We start from the raw sequence: 21,163 nt of genomic DNA on the forward strand, positions 1-21,163 counted from the left end.
CTATAAACGTCGGAAATGGCTAGATATTGACCGCTAAATTCAATATGATTGACAAAATACGACAATTAAAAGAACGAAAAAGATGTCAGATATTCAGGATTATGCGGGTACAGTTTATGGAGGCTTAGGGCACTTGCTGCTAGAGTTCTATCACCACAAACAGTTGCCTGTTCCTGAAAAACTGTTGCAGATACAGGAACTGGAACGCTTTGACTTTGTCATCTGGCGTGATCTGCTCACCCAGCTCCAGCAGAAACTGCAGACCCCCGCTTTGGGTCTGGAAATTGCCAATTTCGTACAACCTCGTCATCTAGGTATTATGGCCTACCTGGCACTGTCTTGTGAAACCCTGGGCGAAGCCATGATGCGCTACCATGACTACCACCGTTTGGTCTATGACGGCAGTCCATTGGAAGTCCGGGTGGAAAATGACTACCTGTCCATTGCCTGGGTCGATGTACCATTGAATCTGGCGACCCAGTTGTCGGATGAAATTGCCATGGCCCTGATGCTGAAATTCGTACGTTCAATCATGGCATTGGGTGATATCGCTCTACATGAGGTACATTTCCGCTATCCAGCCAATAAACATCTAAATCTGTATGAACAGTTCTTCCATTGCAAGGTACGTTTTAACCAACAGAAAAGTGTGATTTTCATGCATGTTTCCGAGCTGGCCCAACCGCTACGCCAGGGCGACCAGACCTTGCAGAAACTACTGCAACAGCAAGCCAAAGCCTTGTTGGAAAAGCTACCGAATACAGCTCAAATTGACCACCGCATCCAGCAGGCGATTCTTAGCGGATTGCAAAAGAATATGTTCCAGATTGAACATGTGGCTAAACAGCTGCACTGGTCGGTACGCCAGCTGCAACGGCATTTGCAGAAACAGGGTAAAACCTATCAGCAGCGCATGCAGGAAATCCGTTTTATGCTGGCCCAGCAATATCTGAAAGATGACAATTTGAGCCTGCATGAAATTGCCCTGTTACTCGGTTATTCCGAGCAGAGCGCCTTCCAGCGTGCCTTTAAACAGTGGACCAATCGGACACCGCAACAATGGCGTTCCGAATTTCTGGCAAATGCTGACCGCGAACCTGCCTTCATCCCGGCATTGGAGATGGCAACATCAAATCAATATCACATCTAAAATATTCCAGATAAAAACTGAAAACTTCATAACAACAATAAGGGGAACTCAATGGATAAATATCTTGCGGAACTGATCGGGATCATTCTGGCTGGTCTTTGGCGGCTGTGGCAGTGCGGTACTGGCCGCGGCTTTTCCTGAACTGGGGGTTGGCTTTACTGGTGTGTCGATTGCTTTTGGTCTGACCGTCCTGACCGCGGCCTATGCACTGGGTCATATTTCTGGTGGACACTTTAACCCGGCAGTCAGCTTTGGCCTGTGGGTAGGTGGCCGTTTTGCCGGTAAAGAACTGCTGCCTTATATCATCTCGCAGGTGATCGGTGCAGTACTCGCGGCATTGGTGCTGTATTTCATCCTGCAAGGTAAAGCTGATTTTTCCGGCACCGGTGGCTTTGCCACCAATGGCTACGGCGAACTGTCACCTGGACAATATTCGCTAACCTCTGCCCTGCTGATTGAAATTGTCCTGACGGCAGGTTTCCTGATTGTGATTATGGGTGCGACGGAACGCCGTGCGCCGGCTGGCTTTGCTCCAATTGCCATTGGCCTGGCCCTGACCCTGATTCACCTGATCAGTATTCCGGTGACCAATACTTCGGTGAATCCGGCACGAAGCACAGGGGTTGCTTTCTTTGCTGAAACAGCTGCCTTAAGCCAGCTGTGGTTATTCTGGGTAGCACCGATTATTGGTGGCATCATTGGTGCAGTAATTTATAAAACCCTGCTTGAGAAAAATACGGATACCACTGGCACATAAAGCAGAAATAGAAAAAAAGCTCACTATCACGGTGAGCTTTTTTTATCTTTAATGTTTCTTAATTACAACTTTAGAGAAATGGATTGTCAATTTCCTGCGCATCATCACGCTGGATTTTTTCCGGCAAATCCGGCGTATTTTCCAGCTGTGCCACGATATCATTGATGATCGCCTGTAGTGCTTTCGCGGCTTTGAGTCCTTGCTGATCACGGGTCAGTTGCAAGTTGCCATACAAGCTGACACAGTCCAGATCATTTTCCACCGTCAGGTCATGAATCGCATGCGATTCGATACCCTTTTCATATGCCTTAAACATCTTATTCTGACGCTTCCTTGTTATTTTTTACTTCGACCTAATTCCAATCATGCCACTAGAATCAGGCCGAAGACAACAGCATTATTTCAGGAACTGCAGGATAAACTGCAAGAGTGCTTCCAGCAGCTGCTTGATCAATGCACCTTGCGGATCACTGCTGCCTGAAGATTCAGCAGGCGCATTACTGCTTTCGGAAGTTGCATTGTTACTTACCGCGGTACTGCTGCCACCAGCACGTTTAAACTCGCGCTGCAAAGCTTCCAGATCATCTTTAGAAACTTCTTCGGCACATTGGCTTTCCGCATCCCAGTGATCATAGACAATCGCCTTGTTGGCTTTTACATCGCTGGCTTTGAGCGGCAAGGTATAGGTATTGCGTTTCTGCTCTTCAGTCAGCTGTGGGAAGATATTGATATTAATCAGGTCTTCCAACGCGCACAGACTGATGACCTGCACTTTCGGGGCCGGATTTTTCAGGCTATTATCAACATAGTAAGCCCCGGCTGCACCAGTTTTCGGCATATAGATCGCCTTATAGGTCGCATTCGGGACGATCACGCCCTTGCCAATAGTTTCCAGTTTTTTCGCGCTATAGACAGGGCCAGTAACGACATACACGTCCTGTTTCTGCTTGGTCACCACTGCACGAGTGGCTTCTTCCAGCTCACGCCACACCTGTTGGTTGTTCTTCGGCGCCTGTGGCACCATGTTGGCTAAAGAGAAACTGTCGAACTGCGCTTCCTTGGTCGGCATATCCGCATTTGGCGCCATATGACCGCGGTCATAACCGGTACCACGATAATCAGACAAGGTGGCACGATGTGCTGCATTAACGCGTTCTTCCTCATGAAAACTATCTTCACGTGGAATCTTTTGGCTCAGGCGTGAGGGTGTCAGTAGCTCTGCTACCCACAATGGAGTTTTAGACACACCGGAATACATCACGGTAAAGCCATTAAAGCATAGCGGATAAGTATTCTTTTTGAGGCTGTCCTTCATCAGTACCGGGGGTACATCACGATAGAACTGATCCAGACAGGCGGAATTGCTCGGTGTGGTGGTCAATGACACCCATTGGCTGATTTTTTCCTGACCAAAGGCAATCGCGAAACTTCCCGATGCCACAAGACCCAGGATAATTTTTACAGTATTTTCATTAAAGAACTGAAAGACAGGATTTTTTTGATTACGTTGCTTCTTGGCCATGATACCCGTTACTTCTGAACAGCGACAGCGAGTTTCGCCGAGCTTAACAAGCCCTGAAAGCTATGTATATCACGGCTTCTCTGTTCGTCTAACAATTAACCAATAGGTGAAAATTCACCGTTAAAAATGTAACAACCTGTGGCTTTTTTAATAGGACTTGGACAGATTTTCATCCCATTTGTGTAGCTTTCCTTGCTGCCAAATCCAGCTTTATGCAATTGTGTTGTCTTCTTATTCCTCGAAGAAAATACGAAGGAGCCTCGTGATGTTATCGCAGAAGAAAAACTCCCAAACGATGCAGTATTCCAAATTACTTCTATTAGGTGCAGTGACTGGCCTGCTTAGTCTGAACGCATGGGCTGAACCACCTGTACAGCCGGGCGAAACATTAGAAAGTCTCTCCAAAGCACGTATTACCACTACCGTAAATGGTCAAAATGCTTCCCTTGAAAATCTGGTAAATTCCGGTCAGATCCGTCTGGTACAGCCAACAGGTCAAGCACCTGCGCCAGCCATGCAGCAGCCGATGCAACAACCTATGCCGCAAGGACAGCCACCAGCAGCGATGCAGCCAGGTGCGCCACAAGATCCGAACATGCAGCAGGAAGCACCAACAGGCGCTAGTCCTTCAGATGCCACTGCACGTTAAGCAGACCTATATTCAGATAAAAAAACCAGAGTCAAAGCTCTGGTTTTTTCTGGAAAATGATAGTTCTAGATTTCGATCTGACTGCCCAGCTCTACCACCCGGTTGGTTGGAATTTTGTAGAAATCACTCACCGGGCTGGTATTACGCTGCATGGAAATAAACAGTTTCTCACGCCACGGTGCCATCCCTTCACCAATCGCATGAATCACCCGGTCACGGGAAATAAAGAAACTGATCTGCATCAGGTCATATTCAAAGCCCAGTTCTGCATAGGCTTTCTGCACGGCTGCAGGAATATCCGGCTGATCCTTAAAACCGAAATAAGCAAAAATCCGGTAGAAATGTTCATCCATTTTCTCCACTTCGACCCGGTCTTGCTCGTTCACAAACGGTATATCGCGGGTGATCACCGTTACCATGATATTGCGTTCATGCAGCACCTTGTTGTGCTTGATGTTATGCAGCATTGCATGTGGCACGATGGTTGGCGTTCCGGTCAGAAAAATCGCATCTCCCGGTACAAACTGGGTGCCCGAACCGGTTGATACACTTTTGATAAACAGTTCGATCGGCAAGGTATTTTGCTGCATACGTTTTAGCAGCAAAGCACGGCCATCTTTCCAGGTCATCAGAATGGTAAACAAGGCTGCACCGAGCATGATGGGTACCCAGCCACCCGATGGAATTTTCAACGAAGTCGAAGCTACGAAGATCAGATCGAGTGCCAAGAATGGTGCTGAGAACAGTACCACTTTCCAGATCGGCCAGCGCCAGAAACCATAAGCCAGAATGCTGATCAAAATCGTACCGCAGAGCATGGTCATGGTCACCGCTACACCATAGGCACTTGCCAGCCGGGCACTGTTTTCAAACAGCAAAATCAGGATTACCACTGAAATAAATAGCATCCAGTTAATGAAGGGCAAATAAATCTGACCCCGCTCTTCAGCTGAGGTATGTTTCACACTCAGGCGTGGCAAATAACGCAGCTGAATTGCCTGATTGACCATGGAAAATACGCCGGTAATCACTGCCTGTGAAGCAATCACCGCCGCAGCCGTTGCCAGCACAATCATCGGATACAGACTCCAGGATGGCAGCAGCATATAGAACGGATTTGCCAAGGCTTCCGGATTACGCAGCAACAGCGCCCCCTGCCCGGCATAATTGAACAGCAGGCAGGGCAACACAATAATGAACCAGGCCAGACGGATCGGCAACCGGCCAAAATGCCCCATATCCGCATAAATGGCTTCACCGCCAGTCATGGTCAGGATCACCGCACCCATGGTCAGGAAGGCCACAAAAGGCTGATCCACGACAAAATGATAGGCCCAGTATGGATTAACCATCTGCAGTACCATCGGGGTCTGGATAATGCTCCACAGGCCAAAGCCGCCAATCGACAGGAACCAGAGCAAGGTCAATGGACCAAAGAATTTACCCATCGTCCCAGTACCGTGCCGCTGCACGATAAACAGTCCGGCGATAATGCCAATAGATAAAGGTTCCAGCCAATTGTTAAAAATGGGCGTGGCAATACTCAGACCTTCGATCGCGGAGAGTACCGAGATCGCCGGGGTGATAATGCCATCTCCAAAAAACAACGAAGCCCCGATAAAACCTAGAGCTATCAGGTAAATTTTCTTTTCATCAGAAATCCGCGTGGTCCGCAGGTTCAGGGCCAGCAAGGACATAATACCGCCCTCGCCATTGTTGTCGGCACGCATGATAATGGTGACGTATTTAAAACTCACCGTCAGCATGATGCACCAGAAGATCAGGGAGAGAATGCCCAGTACCGATGCTTCACTAATGGCCAGGTGCGAGGTCAGGAAGCATTGCCGCAGCGCATACAGGGGGCTGGTGCCAATATCACCGAAAACGACCCCAAGCGCAGCCAGCGTGATGACTGGTAAAGCTGCTTTTTGTGCAGTACTTTGCATATATTATCTTCGTTTTAGAAAGCATTTTTGCGAATCATAGCACTGCCTCTAAACTTTTTCTGCAAATCAATTGTTTCAAGCTTGGCAGACCGGCTTTTTTTCTATATTATCCACCGCCATGGTGAGGTGTCCGAGTGGCTGAAGGAGCACGCCTGGAAAGTGTGTATACGTTTATAGCGTATCGAGGGTTCGAATCCCTCTCTCACCGCCAAGATTCATCATCATGTAGCCACATGGTGTCCTAGAAGGCTTAAATCTAAAGGGTTTAAGCCTTTTTTGCAGCCTGAACTTAAGTGGCAATCCGTTTTAATTTTTTGAATACACAGCAATCATTAGAAAGATAACGTAAATTCCATTTTAAGAATTAAGATTTCATCTAGGTTCATAAATCATGATAAAGCTTGTTATTTTCTGCCAATTGATTGAAAAGTGATCTATCGTAAAATTATTTTTAGAAACTGTAGCTGTAGTTTCTTTTTTCCAGTTTTACGCCTCCTTCCCCATGATGGAGGTATTTTTTTGTCTAAAATAAAATATTCCCGCTAAGGTTATGCTAAGTTGTTTGATATCCTTGATTTAGAACATTGAAGAATAAGAAAAGATGATGAAAAAATTTACCTTTAGCCTCCTACTCATTAGTTTTGCTCTGACAGGATGTCAAAAGCAACCTGAACAGGCGGCAGCGTCTATGAGCAATGAGAAAAACTCTGTAGATGTGATTCAATTTGAACAGGCTGACCAGAAGATCAGTAGTTTTCTGGATCAATTGGATAACCCAGCGACACCTTTGGAAGTACGCAAGCAAATCATCTGCAAGGATTATACTGAAGTATATTTCAAGGAATATGTTCCAGCCTTTATGAAAATTGCACCAGAAAATACCAAGCAGCAACTGGAACAGGATTTAAAGCTTGCGCTGGATTTTTATAAGAAGAGAGATAATGTGGTTTGTGAATAATTCGATATTGGATTCTTCCTTATCACATCTTTTAAAAAAAATCGAATGTGTAATTTTACTTTTCTTACTTATTTTTTTAGCTCTGCTCTTTCTTTTCTTGTCAACGGTTATTTTTTCTGACTTATTAATTGAGCCATTTCTAAAATTCGATCATAAGAATATAAATTATTTAATAATTTTTCGATGATTTGAAAAGCATCAAAAAGCTCATCAATAAAGATAGCATTCTCCTCATGGCTACCACTATTTCCCAACCATTTAATTGCTAACAAAAGTTGCTGTTGTGGAAATAATATATGATTTTGTTCAATACTTTTTATTCTTTGATCTAAGCTTACAAAAGCTCCTTTCCTATCTTTACCCTGAATCCCAAATTCTGTTAGAAGAATTTCGATAGCAATTCGCAGTTTATTAACAGCAGAACTTGGAGAACTTAGAGTAAGAGCAAAAGATTCATAAATAATATCTTTTATTTCACTTGGCACCTTATCAGGCACCTTAAAAAGGTTTAATGCTGGTTGAAAATATCTCGGTGTAAAAACATCAATAAATTCTCTTTCACAGGGACAATAACCCTCTTCCGTTAAAATATAGTCCGTATAATTTTCCTCTATTGTACCTTCTCCACAAACTATGACCTTATCACCGCATTTATGATGCACACATTTCAGAACTCCAGAAAAAATATAACGTGTCCATTCTGGTTCAAATTCATCACATTCTTTTTGTTCTTTCTTACTTAAAGCGGTTTGATATTGATGCCAACATTCATCATCCCAAACTAAAGTTTGACGCGCACATGTAGGACAAGAAAATGGAATATCATCTTCTTTATTAAATTGAACCGTACCGGGTTTGTCGGAGAGTCAATATTCTGAGAGACTACCCCGATGACAAAATTAAAATATACCCCTGAAATCAGAGAAAGAGCGGTTCAATTATTGATTGAATCTGAAAAAGATTATCCATCGAATTGGGCTGCAATCACAGCAATTGCGCCTAAGATTGGTTGTACTCCTGAAACACTTCGTGCCTGGCATCAAAAGCATTTAGATCAGCAAAATCCTATTAAAGTACAACAGATATCTGATCAAGAAAAAATGAAGCAAATGGAACGTGAAATTAAAGAATTAAAGCGTGCCAATGAAATTCTACGTAAAGCAGCCGCTTTTTTCGCCCAGGCGGAGCTCGACCGCCCACACAAATAATGGTGGATTTCATCCATAACAATAAAGACTTATATGGTGTTGATGCGATTTGTAGGATTTTACCGATCGCAGCTTCAACCTATTACCGAACTTTAGATCTCGCTGACAATCCAGAACATCGAGCAAAGCGAGATTTACATGATGAGTATCATGCTGAGGAGATTAAACGAATTTGGAAAGAAAGTTCAGGTCGATATGGTGTGCGTAAGGTCTGGCAACAATTGAAACGTGAAGGTTATGTTATCGCACGTTGTACAGTTGCTCGATTGATGCAGAAGCTAGGTATACAAGGTGTTTGGCGTGGTAAGAATAAACAAACCACCCGTAACCGAGATGATCAAAAAAGAGCAGATGATTTAGTGAAACGTAATTTTAATGCTGATCATCCTGACCAACTGTGGGTGAGTGACTTTACGTATATTCAAACTCATTCAGGCTGGGTCTATACCGCCTTTATTATTGATGTGTTCTCACGAGCAATTGTTGGATGGAAAGTATCTACACGGATGAATACAGATATGGTGCTCGATGCATTGGAGCAAGCATTGCATGATCGCGGCATGCCAAAGAATGTGATTCATCATTCCGACAGAGGTGTGCAATATCTTTCCATTCGCTATACCAATCGTTTAGAAGCTGCAAATTTACGAGCATCAGTCGGTACGACTGGTGATTCATACGATAATGCTTTGGCTGAAACGGTGAATGGCTTATACAAAACAGAGGTGATTGAATATCTAAAAGCAGATTGGCAAGGTTTAGCAGATGTACAACTTGCGACACTAAACTGGGTAGATTGGTTCAATAAAAAGCGTGTACACAGTGCACTGGGTTATGTATCGCCTTTTGAGTTTGAAGCAATGTACTATGATAAGATTAACCCGTTAGGTCAGGTGGCCTAACTTAAATAAAAAAATCTCCGACAAACCCGGTACGGTTCACTACTAATAAGTTTATAGATTGGCACAAAAATAGCTTAATTTTCTTGTCATCAAAGCTATGTTATGTTGCTCTTAGCGGGCACATACAAGGAGAACAAAAACCAAAAATTTAACCAACCACGCATTGATCTTGATTCAAATAAAAAAGCCAATAGAAACCCTGCTATTCGGGAGATCACATGAATAACAGCGCCAACTATATCAAACAGATCAAAAACGCTAAACGTGGCGGTTACACCCCGACCATTGCCAAGGACGTCAACAAACACAAAATCCAGAAAGCACTAAAACTTATTGAACAGTGGAGAAGCCTCGCTCAGGAACTTAAACCTCAAATGCAGTTTGACATGGCCTTTACCCTGGAGGAATGCGCCCAAGACCTTGATCGAATACTGAAAAGCCGATAACCCTGATTTTTATATTTCACTAAAATAATTCTAAATTCCACCTCGCCCACAGCATCCAATATCCAATGTGGGCGATTTCACAAAGTAAAACCTATTCTATTTTTAGTTTTAAACATAACATCTGGCATACAAATCCAGAGCTAACTAAAATTTAGACAAAGCATTTGAACGGTTATTTTTTGGCTTGCAACACCTAAAAAATTCTGTAGAATGCACACCACAACGCCGGCATAGCTCAGTTGGTAGAGCAACTGACTTGTAATCAGTAGGTCCACAGTTCGAATCCGTGTGCCGGCACCATTTTCTTAGCCTCGCTTTTTAGTGAGGCTTTGATGTTTCTGGCGCCTGCATTTTTCTTTGGGCGACTATCTTTGATTCTTTTTAGTGCTGGGCCGTGGCGCTAATCTGTACATAACGCACCACCCCATCTTCATATAGTTTTCGGCACAGTTTGGCTGTCATCTGGATTTTAAAATGATCCAGCTTGGATGCCTGCACAGACTGGGCAAAGCCTTTTGCATTTAAATCCTGCTCGACATAACGGGCAAAACTGGCAAAAACTTCCTCTGATAAATCTTCCACCTGAATATCCATAAATTCATGCTGGTCCAAACATTCATACAGCGCACCGACACTCATCAGATTATTTAAATTCACATCGGCTGATTTCAGTAAAAACTGATATTTACGTTTTTGAAATGAATTTAAAGTTTTCCAGCGCTCGGACAAGGCTAAGTGATGAAAACCGATGCGTGCTTTTGAATTCAAAACGGAACGCATTTGTTCCAGCAGTTCTGGAATGTTGCTGTGATAGGCCGCGTCAATACAGACTACAGCGTCGAATTTCTGCGGAAAACGGATGTCTTTAAGTCTAAGGAAAGAAGCGTTATAGATGGCATTCAGCTCAGGCAGATGCTGCTGAATCTTGCTGACACAGGTCTGCTGCAACTCAACACCCGCCAGATATTGCACCTGATAATGCTGCTGCCAATGTTGCAAGCTGGCACCCTGACCACAGCCAAGATCCAGCAGTTTGTCTTTTGCATTTAAATGGATTGCCTGAGCCAGATGATCGGCCAAGGCTTGGCAAGCTGCTACATAGTCTGTTTGTCCTGCCTGCCAGTATCCCAGATTGCTCCAGGGCAACCACGAGAGATCCCCAAGTAATGCCGCATTAATGGCATATTTATGCTCAGGTAAACGCTGTCGAAGTGCCTGGAACAGTTTCATGCTTAATAGCCAAGTTGCGGTGCAACCTCGATTTTCGGTTTTAAACCCTTGAATGGCAACGGCGCACCGAAAATTTCTGCAATGTTCATCGCGGAAGTCACCGCAGATTCCAGAATTGGTAGGCCATCGCACGACCATGAACCACAATAGAACACCTTACGGCCCTGCTCCAGATGGCGTTTCTGCACTTCCTTGTTCAGGGCAAGGGTATTGGCATCTACCACGGCACGAGTGAGGGTCACGGAAGAAATGATTTTCTTCGGATCAATTTCAGTCACCGGACGCCAGGTTTGGAATACCGGAGATTTACCGACCAGTGTTGGCTCAACCGCATTCAGCCATACGGTGAACTGCTGACGGGTAAACTTGCGATCCATCATATAGCTCAGCACTGCCCAGTCTTTGCGTTTTGGTGGCATCACGCTTGGATCGGTATGAATCACCAGCTCACCCTGCTCAAACTGGAATTTTTTCAGCAATTCGATGTCATATCCGAACTGTTCCTGATCCAAGAATTCATCAATCTTGTTGGTCGGTGTGGCTACTACTACACGGTCAAACAGTTTGGAATAACCAGCCGCATTTTCCACACGTACCTGTTCACCCTGCTGTTGCACCAGTGTGGTTTTTGCACCACTGACAATCTCGATGCCTTCGATCAACTTGTCCACCAGTGCCGGTGTACCACCCTGCATACGCAGCAAGGCATCACCATCGGTCAGCTGGCGCAGGAAAATCAGCAAAGGTTTCGCAGGCCATTCACCAATGGTTTTCGGGTTACAGGTACAGATGGTGTAAAGCACCGGCATCACCGCACCATGCCAGAACACTTCTTCAATCTCGTTACGATTGATAAATTCTGCCAGGCTGATGTCCTGATGTTTTGATTTAAAGAATTTGTGCAGTGCCGTTTTTAGCTGCAACATACCTTTGACCAGACGCCAGCCGTACTGCTGGATGCCTTTACGGTTATTAATAATCGGGAAATTACCGATACGGCTACGTGAGGTGGTCAGCCAGGTTTCAGTTTTCTCCTCAAACAGCCAGCTGCAGGCCATGTAGGTGCGTACCGGATAGGTGGTAATCCCCAGATGGGTCGCCAGACTCAGCGTGTTCTTCCACAAGTAAGGATTCATCACGCGCAGGGGTGCATCAATCAGCCCGCCTTCAAACTCGAGGCTATGACTGTCCATGCCGCGTCCTGGCAGCGCTTCAAAAATCGTGATGTGATGTCCTGCATCCTGAAGAATTCTGGCGGTAGCCAGTCCGGCCATGCCACTACCAATAACTGCGATATCCAAACTGATCATCCATCATTAAAAATTAACTTTTAGAAATTATGTACCAAGCTAGCATCTTTTAGGGTATTAAAATCTTCCAGAATGCAAGTTTTTCTCGATAAGCTAAGCAGATGTAAATTCATAATTTTTTACATTTCTCTCTAAAAAAATACAGTTTATAAATCTCTGCTTTTGTTGGTTATTTATGAATTTATTTAAAATTTTTATTTTAAAATCAATGTATTTAAGTTGACCAAAATTTCAAAAATGATTTTACAAAACTACCCAATATCTTTATAATTGCTTGCATAATAAAATGACAGCCACTGCACGCTCCACAGTGACGGATGGCTCGAATAATACCCATGATCAGAATAATCTACAGCGCACAATATATCCAAAGCCTCTGCATTGCAGAGGCTTCTTTGTTTTTGCGGAGTAGGAAAATGCGAGTTCGACTGACATTTTTTATTCAGCTGTGTCTGGAATCTCGCCAAATTTTCCGTTGTTAAAGTCTTGAAAAGCCTGGATGATTTCTTCCTTGGTATTCATTACAAAGGGACCATAACCCTGAATCGGTTCATTCAACGGCTCACCAGTTAACAGCAGGAATTTCGTGTCCTGATAGGCTTGTAACTGAATGGCAGGATCATCATCACGGGCAAATATCACGATGGAGCTGTCCAATACTTTTTGGGTACCATTTACGATCAGCTCCCCGCTTAACACTACCAACAAGGCATTATGACCTGCAGGCACATGCAATGTGGTTTCATACCCGGCTTTCAGTTCACCATCCCAAACATTCACCGGGCTAAAAGTGTGTGCCGGCCCCTGATGTTCACCAAATTCACCGGCAATGATTCGGATATGCCCTGCACCTTCATCCATCTCGATGCGTGGAATATCAACCGTAGTTAAAGCCTGATAACGTGGTGTGATCATTTTGTCTTTGGCTGGCAAATTCACCCAAAGCTGCACCATTTCAAACAGGCCGCCATGTTTGGCAAAGTCTGGAGAATGGAACTCTTCATGGACCACACCGGCACCGGCCGTCATCCACTGCACATCACCAGCATGAATGGTACCGCCACCACCGCCAGAATCTTTGTGAGTAACTTCACCCTGATAAGCGATGGTCACGGTTTCAAAACCGCGGTGCGGATGTGAACCCACCCCATGCTGTATGGTGGTCGGATCAAAATGGTAGGGTGCTGCATAATCCAACAACAGGAACGGACTAATCGCCTGACCGAGACGGTCATAGGAAAACAGGTTTTTCACCGGAAAGCCGTCACCGACCCAATGCATGTTTTGATTGCGGTAAACACCAATGACTTTTTTCATCTTTTTACTCCTATACGCAATAGGATGAACATGCAGCCATTGTATGCTGTATAAACTATGAACAATACAGCACTGCTAGGATGCAGGATTGCAAAAATAAAACGATTCCAGGCTTAGACTTTGGCACATCTACTTATTTGGATCCGGTGCTTAAAATCATGATTTAAATATCAAGGCTATTTTCAACAGACAATAAAAAAATCCAGCGCTGAGGGCTGGATTTTTTTAGTTTCGATTAAGCTTTATCGAATTAGATTTTACCAACTAGGTCGATTGAAGGAGCAAGAGTTGCGTCGCCTTCTTTCCATTTAGCTGGGCAAACTTCGCCTGGGTGAGCGTGTACGTATTGAGCTGCTTTTACTTTACGCAGCAGTTCTTGTGCGTCACGACCAATACCACCGGCGTTGATTTCAACGATCTGGATTTTACCGTCTGGGTCGATCACGAAAGTACCACGATCTGCCAGACCATCAGCTTCGATCAGCACTTCAAAGTTTTTCGCCAGAGTCCAAGTTGGGTCACCGATCATTGGGTACTGGATTTTACCAATCACGTCAGAAGTATCGTGCCAAGCTTTGTGCGTGAAGTGCGTGTCTGTAGAGACTGAGTAGATTTCTACGCCCAGTTTCTGGAATTCAGCATATTGATCAGCAAGATCGCCTAATTCTGTTGGACAAACGAAAGTGAAGTCAGCAGGATAGAAAAATACAACAGACCATTTGCCTTTCATGTCCTGTTCTGAAACTTCAACGAATTGACCGTTGTGGTAAGCAGTTGCGTTGAATGGCTTAACTTCAGTATTGATTAAACTCATGTGACTTTTCCTATCAGTTCGTGGGAATTCATTCGATGAACTAAGAATACTTAAAAACCATGGATAGGTAAAACCGTAACTTTTTATAAAAACTATCGGTTTTTTAGATTTAAAAAGACTATCGAATTTTCTCTTCTGATCTTTTTCTTCGATTTACAGGCATTTAAATTTTGGAAAAATGCTGTAGCGAATCCCAAGCAGACTGCGCTAATGCCTGTATATATTGCTGGGGAGAATCCTTGACACGCCCCGACAGCCAGGCACAGCAATAACTTTCAGTTGGCCCGATCACCAAAGACATCAATAAAGCGGTCGGTATAGCTTTTAAACGTTCTGCATCTGGCTGTTTTACCAGCCATGCTTTTAAGTCCTGATTACGCTCGCTATTGCTTTGTTCTAGAGTATGATAATGTCCGCCTGTCTGTACCGAGTGATGTGCAGCATAAAGAAAACGGGCAAAGTCGGGATAGCTTACCACCCAATCAATATAGCTCTGGATAATGGCATGAATACCCTGCTCTATACCTTGAACCTGGGATAAAGCTTCCAGACGGCGACTAGACTGATCCTTTAAAGCAGCTAAATATAGCGCAGACACGATCCCTTCTTTGTTTTGAAAAAGATGGTAGATCGCGCCGACACTGGTTTCCGCCCGATCCTGATCATTTCAATGGTAGTTGCGGCAATACCGGTCTGTATAAATTCCTATAAAGAAAAACCCTGATTTTTATCATCAGGGTTACTCAATAGTTAGCGCTGTTTTTCAGTTGCATGTATTCATTTATCCCTTTAGCCGTAAAACCTCGCCCTTCAGGGCATAGGTATCTACACATCTTTAGGTACCTAGTGCAATAGTTGCGATTTCATTCAGTTCATCTATTGAATATTCTGAGAGCAGTTGAAGAGTATTTAGTAAAATCGAGAGTCCTGCCAATATGGCAGGCGCACTCTCTACCTTGCCTCTTTTCTGTTGTCTACCTGAAAGTCTAGTCAAAAATGCACGGACTTTCTGATTTTGTTCATCTGTACAACGCTGTACTCTCCACGTCAACACACAAGCCATACAACTGATTAGCAAACGCCTTAAAATCGCTTCTGGCGTAGTCTGAAGCCATGACTCAATATCATGGCCTGCTTGCTTGAGAAGTTTGAAATAACATTCGATTGACCAACGCCAGTAATACCAAGTCGTCAGTTCTACTGCGGTAATCTCAGTTGGTACATTACTGATCAATGACCATCTTGCAACTGTCTTTTCATTAATATCTTTAACCACCGCAATAATCAGTCTAGCCTCAATTGCAGCACCTTTCTGAGGAGCAACTCTTTGACCTAAACAATCTTTTTTATTTGATTTTGCAGCACGGGTAAGCCGAACATTGGTTTCTCCAACATAAAGCATATGTTGATTACCCTTATAAGAAATGGGTTTCACTTGCTGTATTTCGATACGTTCAGCAACTTCTCCAACTTTACATATTTCACCCTGATGCTCAATCCGATTTCCTTCCTTTGCTCGAATAAGCCATTGAAAACCATGACTGCTTAATTCCCTGAGATGAGCAATGGAATCTCCTTCACGATCAATAATATGTACGCAGGTTTTATCAAGAGGAAACTGTTCAACTTTTTGAATTTGTTCAGAAAGGGAGTCTAAATGGGTTTTACGTTCGGTCTGTTGCTCATTGAATGTCGAATAGCAACCTGAAGCACTAGAAAGGGTCTGAGCTAATGGAGCAACAGGTAGTCCAGAAGCAGCATCAACAAGTAAGCTCGTTTGTAATTCATAGCCTGAGTCGTACTGATGTGTCCTTTGGAGTTTTTGGGTTTTATTACGATGTGTCACATATTGGATTTGTGACCAATCATGAATAACTAAAGCATAACGATGCAGCGATGTCTTAATCTGATCACAAGCAAGTTTTTGAATAGGTTCATTTAATTGTTTAAATGAGATTTTATCATTATTTAAAAACCGCCATACAGCTTGCGTCGTTGCGAAACTATTTTTTTTGAGCAGAGGCAATATCTTTGATTGCAGGAGCAAGTGAAGCAAGAGGATTCATATTGAGTTGAACGAGGTTGTTGTAACGTTTGACAAGGCGCTGATCTAAGCGAGAGATGTTAAAATTGAAGAGCATGCTCTTCAATTTAACGCAAAACATGGAAATTGTGTAGATACCTATGTTTAGGTCGGAGAGGATGTCAAATTTCTATCTTAAGTTAAAACCATATTTAGTATTTCAGCTTATCGGTTCTGTTGGTCACGTTGAGAACTTTGCTGATTCTGATCCTGTTGTTGATTTGATTGACGTTGTTGGCCAGGTTGCTGCTGTTGCTGACCAGGTTGTTGTTTCTGTTGATCACGTTGTTGCTGTTGTTGATCACGTTGCTGTTGGTTCGGATTATTTTGCTGTTGATTAGCCATGACTATTTCCTCTTTTGATTATGAACATCGCTTAATAACGACACTTATTAATTTACTCTTTATTTTTTATTTTTAAGATTTAAATCTGTGTCAATTCTATTCAATGTAATTTCAGAAAATTCATATTATCGATTTATAGGTTTCCTTTTTTTATTTTTTAACAAAAATTACTCAACACCTTTATATTTATTTTTTATTAAAAAATTATTATTAAAAATAATGGTCATATTTTTATCTTATATTTTTGTTTAATTAATCAATATTTCTATAATTAAAATATTAAATATATTATATAAATAATGGCTCTAGACTAGCAGATTTACACTTAATTTTACCTAATGAGGTTCCACAGCTCAGTTGCTAACTCATTAGGTTCCCTCATCCAACGCCATTCAGTTTCTTTAAGATGATAATCAAAGTACTCTTTTGATATGCCGTTAAACTTTGCTAGCCTTCTTTTACAAAAGCTCCAAAATGATTCTATTCCATTTATATGACATTCTCCTCTAGCAAACTCATTTGCTCCGTGATTTACCCTAAAATGCTTTGAATAACCCACATCAACAAGACCATTATAGCCACGCCATCCATCACTATAAATCACACTCTCAAGTGAAACTTTACCAATGATAACCTCTTGTAAAGTCTTCATTTTACAGTCAGGTACGATTTCAGTATAGACGCGCCCATTACGTTCGAATATTCCAAATACTGGCTGTTTTAGAGTCCCACGACCACGCTTTAACTTTCCATGAAACCCACGTTGCCTTTTCGCTCCAAAATAGCTTTCATCTACTTCTATTGAACCAACAAACTTAGCTCTTAAATCTGTTTGATGATCATAGATAGTTTCTCTAAAAAGCATGTACCAATAGTTAATCGTATTACGATTTAAATTGAGTAATAAGGCTGTTTTGGAAGCAGGAATATCAACACAAAAGCATTGAATAATTTTTTTAATCTTGTAGTGACTTAATTTACTGTTTTCTATCATGATTCTAGACTAATATAATCATTTTGCTAGTCTAGAGCCTAAATAATATACGCACTTCTAATTTAATTTTTATAAAAAAATAGCCTCTCTTATTTTAAAAAAATAAAAGAAGCTATATTTTTAGATAAATATTTGAATCAAAATAGATTCAAATCAATTTTATCTTAAATACAACAATCAATTATTGTACAAGTTAGAACGGTAAATCGTCATCTAAGTCTGCTGCTGGTGCTGCAACTGCTGCTGGCGCTGCTTTTGGTGCAAAACCGCCCGGGTTGTTGCCATAGCCATTGCCTGCAGGTGCATTATTGTTAAAGCCACCTTGTTGTGGTGCGCCATAACCGCCTTGATTCGCATAACCACCTTGCTGGTTATTGTTGTTAAAGCGCGGTTGCGCAAAGCCACCGTTGTCAGACTGTTCACCACCTTGGGCACGGCCTGAATCCAGCATTTGCATCTGCTCACCACGAATTTCGGTGGTGTAACGTTCCTGACCATTTTGGTCTGTCCATTGACGGGTACGCAATGAACCTTCGATATAAACTTTAGAACCTTTACGCAGGTACTGCTGTGCGATTTCGCCTAGACGGTTGTGCAATACAATACGGTGCCATTCAGTTTGTTCTTTACGCTCGCCAGTATTCTTGTCCGTCCAAGATTCGCTGGTTGCGATAGAGAATTGAGTGAGAGAACCCCCATTGGGGAAAGTTTTTGTTTCTGGATCTCGACCTAAAGTACCTACCAAAATAACCTTATTTACACCACGCATGAGATCTTTACTTCCTATTTGTTTCTGTATTTTACTTTATAAGAGTTATGCTTAAATGGCTACCTCTTTACCTAACAAGTGCGTTAATTGTTGTCGCGCAGAATCATCGATCTGCTGTTTATCAACCTTGACATAGGCCACTTGCTGTTCAGACATCACCACAACTTCTTCAATACCATGAATAGATAAAAGCTGGGAAGTCCATTCATCTGTTTGTCGGTTTTCAGGCAGACGGAGTACCAGAGAGGACAGGTAACGCGGCTGAGCCAGCCCGAAACTGATGACCAGCCAAATTATAGCAATCGCAGTCAGGATACTCCAACCCATCGCGGTATCATTCAGCAACAAAAGTTGTCCGCCTACGGTACCGCCAAAGAACGCGCCCAGGAACTGGCTGCTGGCATTCACACCCATGGCTGTGGCTTTGGACTGAATTGGCGCTGCTTTCGACAGCCAGGATGGCAATAACGCTTCCATTACGTTAAAGGCAATAAAGAACAGCCCCAGACCAGTTAGTAGAATATATTTAGATTCAAAGCCAAAAATCAGCACCAATAATCCTAAGATAATCCCCGCAATTGCGGTAAGGAAAATGCTACGCATTTTGCGGTATTTTTCCGCCAGAATAATGCTCGGGAAAGCAAAGAATAGGCTTACCACCAGCAATGGCAGATATACCCAGCCATGGCTGGCCAATGGAATATCTGCAAACTCAATCAGCTGCGATGGCACATAGATAAACATCGCAGTGAGAAGAAGATGAAGGCTGAATACCGAGACATGCAGGCGGTTCAGGTCACCCATTTTCAGCACCTGTTTTAGCTGGGTCAGATAACCCTGCTGGAAGTTACGATGATGACGGGTCACTTTCGGGACCATCAGTAACATCACAATTGCTGCCAGACCCATAATGGTGGTCACCCAGAACAGGCCAGAAATGCCGACCAGACCCGTTAGCCAAGGGCCCAAAGTGAAAGCAACCACAAAGGACAGGCCGATACTCATGCCCATGGTTGCCATGGCTTTCATGCGATTTTCTTCACGGGTGACATCTGCCAGCAGGGCCATCACTACCGCTGATACTGCCCCACCACCTGCAATAGCACGACCAATGATCACGCCATAAATAGTATCCGACATTGCCGCAATTGCTCCACCAATCGCAAACAGCAGCAGACCTAAAACCACCAGTGGCTTTCGGCTATAACGGTCCGCAATCAGACTAAATGGAATCTGTAAAATCGCCTGGGTCAGGCCATAGATTCCCACAGCCAGACCAATCAATGCCGGTGTCGCATATTGATATGACTGCCCTGCAACCGAGAATACAGGGATAATCATAAACAACCCAAGCATGCGCAGCGCAAAAATACTACTCAGTGCAAAGGTTGAGCGACGTTCTATGGCATTCATCATAAATTTTGACAGTTCAATTGGTGGATCTTCAGGCGAAGATTATAGGACATTCAGCCGGAATGGATGCAGGAATTTTATTTGAAATTAAAACTGATAAGGAGCTGAAAAAGAAAAAGCGCGGCCGGAGCCACGCTTTGATGAGGAAGAGAAAATTATTTTTTGATTTTTCTCTGCTCATGCTTGGTGTACTGGATTGATGCAATCACCGCCCAGATAATAAATGCCACACCGATCAGGCCAGTCACCACTTCCGGAATATGTACACCGGTGCTGCTTGCCAGCATGATGAATGCCAAAGCACCAATCGCGTAGTGTGCCCCGTGTTCCAGATAGATATAAGAATCTAGCGTGCCTCTATCGACCAGATAAATAGTCATCGAACGTACAAACATCGCACCGATCGCCAAACCCAACATGATGATCACCACATCGGAAGTAATCGCGAAAGCACCGATCACACCATCAAAACTGAAAGAGGCATCCAGTACTTCTAAGTACAAGAAACCACCAAAACCGGCTTTCACTACACCCGTTGGTACACCTTCAGCATCGTGGCGAATGGCATTGCCTTCTTCGTCCACTTCCGGTTCACCACCAAGCATATGACTCAGCACCTGCACCCCGATATAGACCACAATGCCCCAGATCCCCGCCAGCATCACATCTAGACGCTTCTCTTCTACGATCTGCGCATCCATGACCAGCAAGGCAATTAGGGTAATAAAAACTGACATCGCTGGAACATTGGCTAGATGCGCCAGACGGCGTTCCAGCATGCGGAACCAGTGCGTATCTTTTTCTTCATCCAGGAAGAAGTTCAGGAACACCAGCATCAGGAAGGCACCACCAAAGGCAGAAATCTCCGCATGATGCGCCATCAGTTTGGCTGAATATTCCTTCGGTGCATTTAACGCGAGCTGCACCACCTCCATAAAACCCATGTTGGCAGTGACAGCTACAATCACCACCGGGAAAATCAGACGCATCCCGAACACGGCGACCAGGATCCCGACGGTCAGGAAGACCATTTTCCAGAAGTGATCCCAGCCACGCAGGACTGAGGCATTGACAACCGCGTTATCAAACGACAACGACACTTCCATGATTGCAAGAATTGCAGTGATGGTCAGTGCTGTGAACATGGTTTGCAGACCGGCTTCAGGGCCGTGGGTAAAGCCCCAGTATGCTGCTAAACTAAGACACACAATCGAAAATGCAAATGAGAAACCAAAATGTTTCAACATACAAATCGACCTTGTATTAAGTAGAATTCAAAAATCATTTCGCAGTACAAAAAATGAATTGCTGTGAAAATTTGCCGCCATTATGAAACTTTTATGGATGAAA

At 43.5% G+C, this 21,163-nt stretch carries 19 protein-coding genes, 2 tRNA genes, 2 pseudogenes and 1 other annotated feature; of the genes and pseudogenes, 8 read left to right on the forward strand and 15 right to left on the reverse strand.

Annotation, left to right across the window (positions count from 1 at the left end):
• Positions 1–82: 82 nt before the first annotated feature.
• Together ABEF84_RS14285 and aqpZ are read left to right on the forward strand one after the other, a co-directional pair.
• Positions 83–1,150 carry an AraC family transcriptional regulator ligand-binding domain-containing protein gene (locus ABEF84_RS14285; RefSeq protein ID WP_347453277.1) on the forward strand — a complete coding sequence of 356 codons (1,068 nt, stop codon included), beginning with the start codon at positions 83–85 and terminating at the stop codon, positions 1,148–1,150.
• A 51-nt stretch (positions 1,151–1,201) separates the two neighbouring features.
• A pseudogene (gene aqpZ / locus ABEF84_RS14290) lies at positions 1,202–1,907 on the forward strand (aquaporin Z).
• Positions 1,908–1,977: 70 nt separating this feature from the next.
• Here aqpZ and ABEF84_RS14295 read toward each other — a convergent pair.
• Positions 1,978–2,223 carry a hypothetical protein gene (locus ABEF84_RS14295; protein WP_034589160.1) on the reverse strand — a complete coding sequence of 82 codons (246 nt, stop codon included), beginning with the start codon at positions 2,221–2,223 and terminating at the stop codon, positions 1,978–1,980.
• An 81-nt stretch (positions 2,224–2,304) separates the two neighbouring features.
• Positions 2,305–3,429, reverse strand: coding sequence for a DNA/RNA non-specific endonuclease (locus tag ABEF84_RS14300; RefSeq protein WP_347453278.1), 1,125 nt, complete (start codon positions 3,427–3,429; stop codon positions 2,305–2,307).
• Positions 3,430–3,694: 265 nt separating this feature from the next.
• On the opposite strand from ABEF84_RS14300, the gene ABEF84_RS15645 reads away from it, so the two are divergent.
• Positions 3,695–4,078, forward strand: coding sequence for a hypothetical protein (locus ABEF84_RS15645; protein WP_404798874.1), 384 nt, complete (start codon positions 3,695–3,697; stop codon positions 4,076–4,078).
• A 65-nt stretch (positions 4,079–4,143) separates the two neighbouring features.
• On the opposite strand, the gene ABEF84_RS14310 is transcribed toward ABEF84_RS15645, so the two are convergent.
• On the reverse strand, positions 4,144–6,024 hold the full coding sequence (locus ABEF84_RS14310) for a potassium transporter Kup (protein ID WP_034589169.1): 1,881 nt from the start codon (positions 6,022–6,024) through the stop codon (positions 4,144–4,146).
• Between the two features lie 120 nt (positions 6,025–6,144).
• On the opposite strand from ABEF84_RS14310, the gene ABEF84_RS14315 reads away from it, so the two are divergent.
• Both ABEF84_RS14315 and ABEF84_RS14320 read left to right on the forward strand, forming a co-directional pair.
• Positions 6,145–6,235, forward strand: a tRNA-Ser gene (locus ABEF84_RS14315).
• A 390-nt stretch (positions 6,236–6,625) separates the two neighbouring features.
• Positions 6,626–6,982, forward strand: a complete 357-nt coding sequence (locus ABEF84_RS14320; RefSeq protein ID WP_347454643.1) for a hypothetical protein — start codon at positions 6,626–6,628, stop codon at positions 6,980–6,982.
• Positions 6,983–7,089: 107 nt separating this feature from the next.
• Here ABEF84_RS14320 and ABEF84_RS14325 read toward each other — a convergent pair whose 3' ends face one another.
• Positions 7,090–7,644 carry a DUF4145 domain-containing protein gene (locus ABEF84_RS14325; RefSeq protein WP_347453280.1) on the reverse strand — a complete coding sequence of 185 codons (555 nt, stop codon included), beginning with the start codon at positions 7,642–7,644 and terminating at the stop codon, positions 7,090–7,092.
• A gap of 228 nt (positions 7,645–7,872) precedes the next feature.
• On the opposite strand from ABEF84_RS14325, the gene ABEF84_RS14330 reads away from it, so the two are divergent.
• The 3 genes from ABEF84_RS14330 (at position 7,873) to ABEF84_RS14340 (ending at position 9,838) form a co-directional block, all read left to right on the forward strand.
• A protein-coding gene (locus ABEF84_RS14330) for an IS3 family transposase (protein WP_347454567.1) occupies positions 7,873–9,092 on the forward strand; the annotation gives its coding sequence in 2 pieces (ribosomal slippage) (positions 7,873–8,149 and positions 8,149–9,092; 1,221 coding nt in all).
• Positions 8,148–8,264 (forward strand) — a sequence feature (AL1L pseudoknot). It overlaps the preceding gene by 117 nt.
• A 218-nt stretch (positions 9,093–9,310) precedes the next feature.
• On the forward strand, positions 9,311–9,538 hold the full coding sequence (locus ABEF84_RS14335; protein WP_034583795.1) for a hypothetical protein: 228 nt from the start codon (positions 9,311–9,313) through the stop codon (positions 9,536–9,538).
• 224 nt (positions 9,539–9,762) lie between these two features.
• A tRNA-Thr gene (locus ABEF84_RS14340) sits at positions 9,763–9,838 on the forward strand.
• An 81-nt stretch (positions 9,839–9,919) separates the two neighbouring features.
• Here the strand turns inward: ABEF84_RS14340 and ABEF84_RS14345 are convergent.
• From ABEF84_RS14345 to ABEF84_RS14395, 11 genes and pseudogenes are all read right to left on the reverse strand, one after another.
• Positions 9,920–10,768 carry a cyclopropane-fatty-acyl-phospholipid synthase family protein gene (locus ABEF84_RS14345; RefSeq protein ID WP_034583782.1) on the reverse strand — a complete coding sequence of 283 codons (849 nt, stop codon included), beginning with the start codon at positions 10,766–10,768 and terminating at the stop codon, positions 9,920–9,922.
• 2 nt (positions 10,769–10,770) lie between these two features.
• Positions 10,771–12,078 (reverse strand): FAD-dependent oxidoreductase, encoded by a 1,308-nt coding sequence (locus tag ABEF84_RS14350; RefSeq protein WP_034583780.1) that lies wholly within the window; start codon positions 12,076–12,078, stop codon positions 10,771–10,773.
• A gap of 438 nt (positions 12,079–12,516) precedes the next feature.
• A complete protein-coding gene (locus ABEF84_RS14355) occupies positions 12,517–13,395 on the reverse strand; it encodes a pirin family protein (protein ID WP_034583777.1) in 879 nt (292 codons plus the stop codon).
• 250 nt (positions 13,396–13,645) lie between these two features.
• Positions 13,646–14,209, reverse strand: a complete 564-nt coding sequence (gene ahpC, locus ABEF84_RS14360; protein ID WP_034583775.1) for an alkyl hydroperoxide reductase subunit C — start codon at positions 14,207–14,209, stop codon at positions 13,646–13,648.
• 163 nt (positions 14,210–14,372) lie between these two features.
• On the reverse strand, positions 14,373–14,807 hold the full coding sequence (locus ABEF84_RS14365) for a TetR/AcrR family transcriptional regulator (RefSeq protein WP_347453282.1): 435 nt from the start codon (positions 14,805–14,807) through the stop codon (positions 14,373–14,375).
• A 237-nt stretch (positions 14,808–15,044) separates the two neighbouring features.
• Positions 15,045–16,275: pseudogene (locus ABEF84_RS14370) on the reverse strand (transposase).
• Positions 16,276–16,457: 182 nt separating this feature from the next.
• The gene (locus ABEF84_RS14375; protein ID WP_034583772.1) at positions 16,458–16,637 is read right to left on the reverse strand and encodes a hypothetical protein; all 180 of its coding nucleotides are present in this window, start codon (positions 16,635–16,637) and stop codon (positions 16,458–16,460) included.
• A 331-nt stretch (positions 16,638–16,968) separates the two neighbouring features.
• On the reverse strand, positions 16,969–17,631 hold the full coding sequence (locus ABEF84_RS14380; protein WP_004783898.1) for an IS1595-like element ISAcra1 family transposase: 663 nt from the start codon (positions 17,629–17,631) through the stop codon (positions 16,969–16,971).
• 193 nt (positions 17,632–17,824) lie between these two features.
• Positions 17,825–18,400: a single-stranded DNA-binding protein gene (gene ssb, locus ABEF84_RS14385; protein WP_034588730.1), complete on the reverse strand. Its 576-nt coding sequence runs from the start codon at positions 18,398–18,400 to the stop codon at positions 17,825–17,827.
• Positions 18,401–18,451: 51 nt separating this feature from the next.
• On the reverse strand, positions 18,452–19,816 hold the full coding sequence (locus ABEF84_RS14390; RefSeq protein ID WP_034588727.1) for an MFS transporter: 1,365 nt from the start codon (positions 19,814–19,816) through the stop codon (positions 18,452–18,454).
• Positions 19,817–19,968: 152 nt separating this feature from the next.
• Positions 19,969–21,060 carry a DUF475 domain-containing protein gene (locus ABEF84_RS14395; protein ID WP_034588726.1) on the reverse strand — a complete coding sequence of 364 codons (1,092 nt, stop codon included), beginning with the start codon at positions 21,058–21,060 and terminating at the stop codon, positions 19,969–19,971.
• Between the last annotated feature and the right edge of the window lie 103 nt (positions 21,061–21,163).

It is taken from the genome of Acinetobacter sp. ANC 7912, assembly GCF_039862785.1.
GTDB classification, from domain to species: domain Bacteria; phylum Pseudomonadota; class Gammaproteobacteria; order Pseudomonadales; family Moraxellaceae; genus Acinetobacter; species Acinetobacter thermotolerans.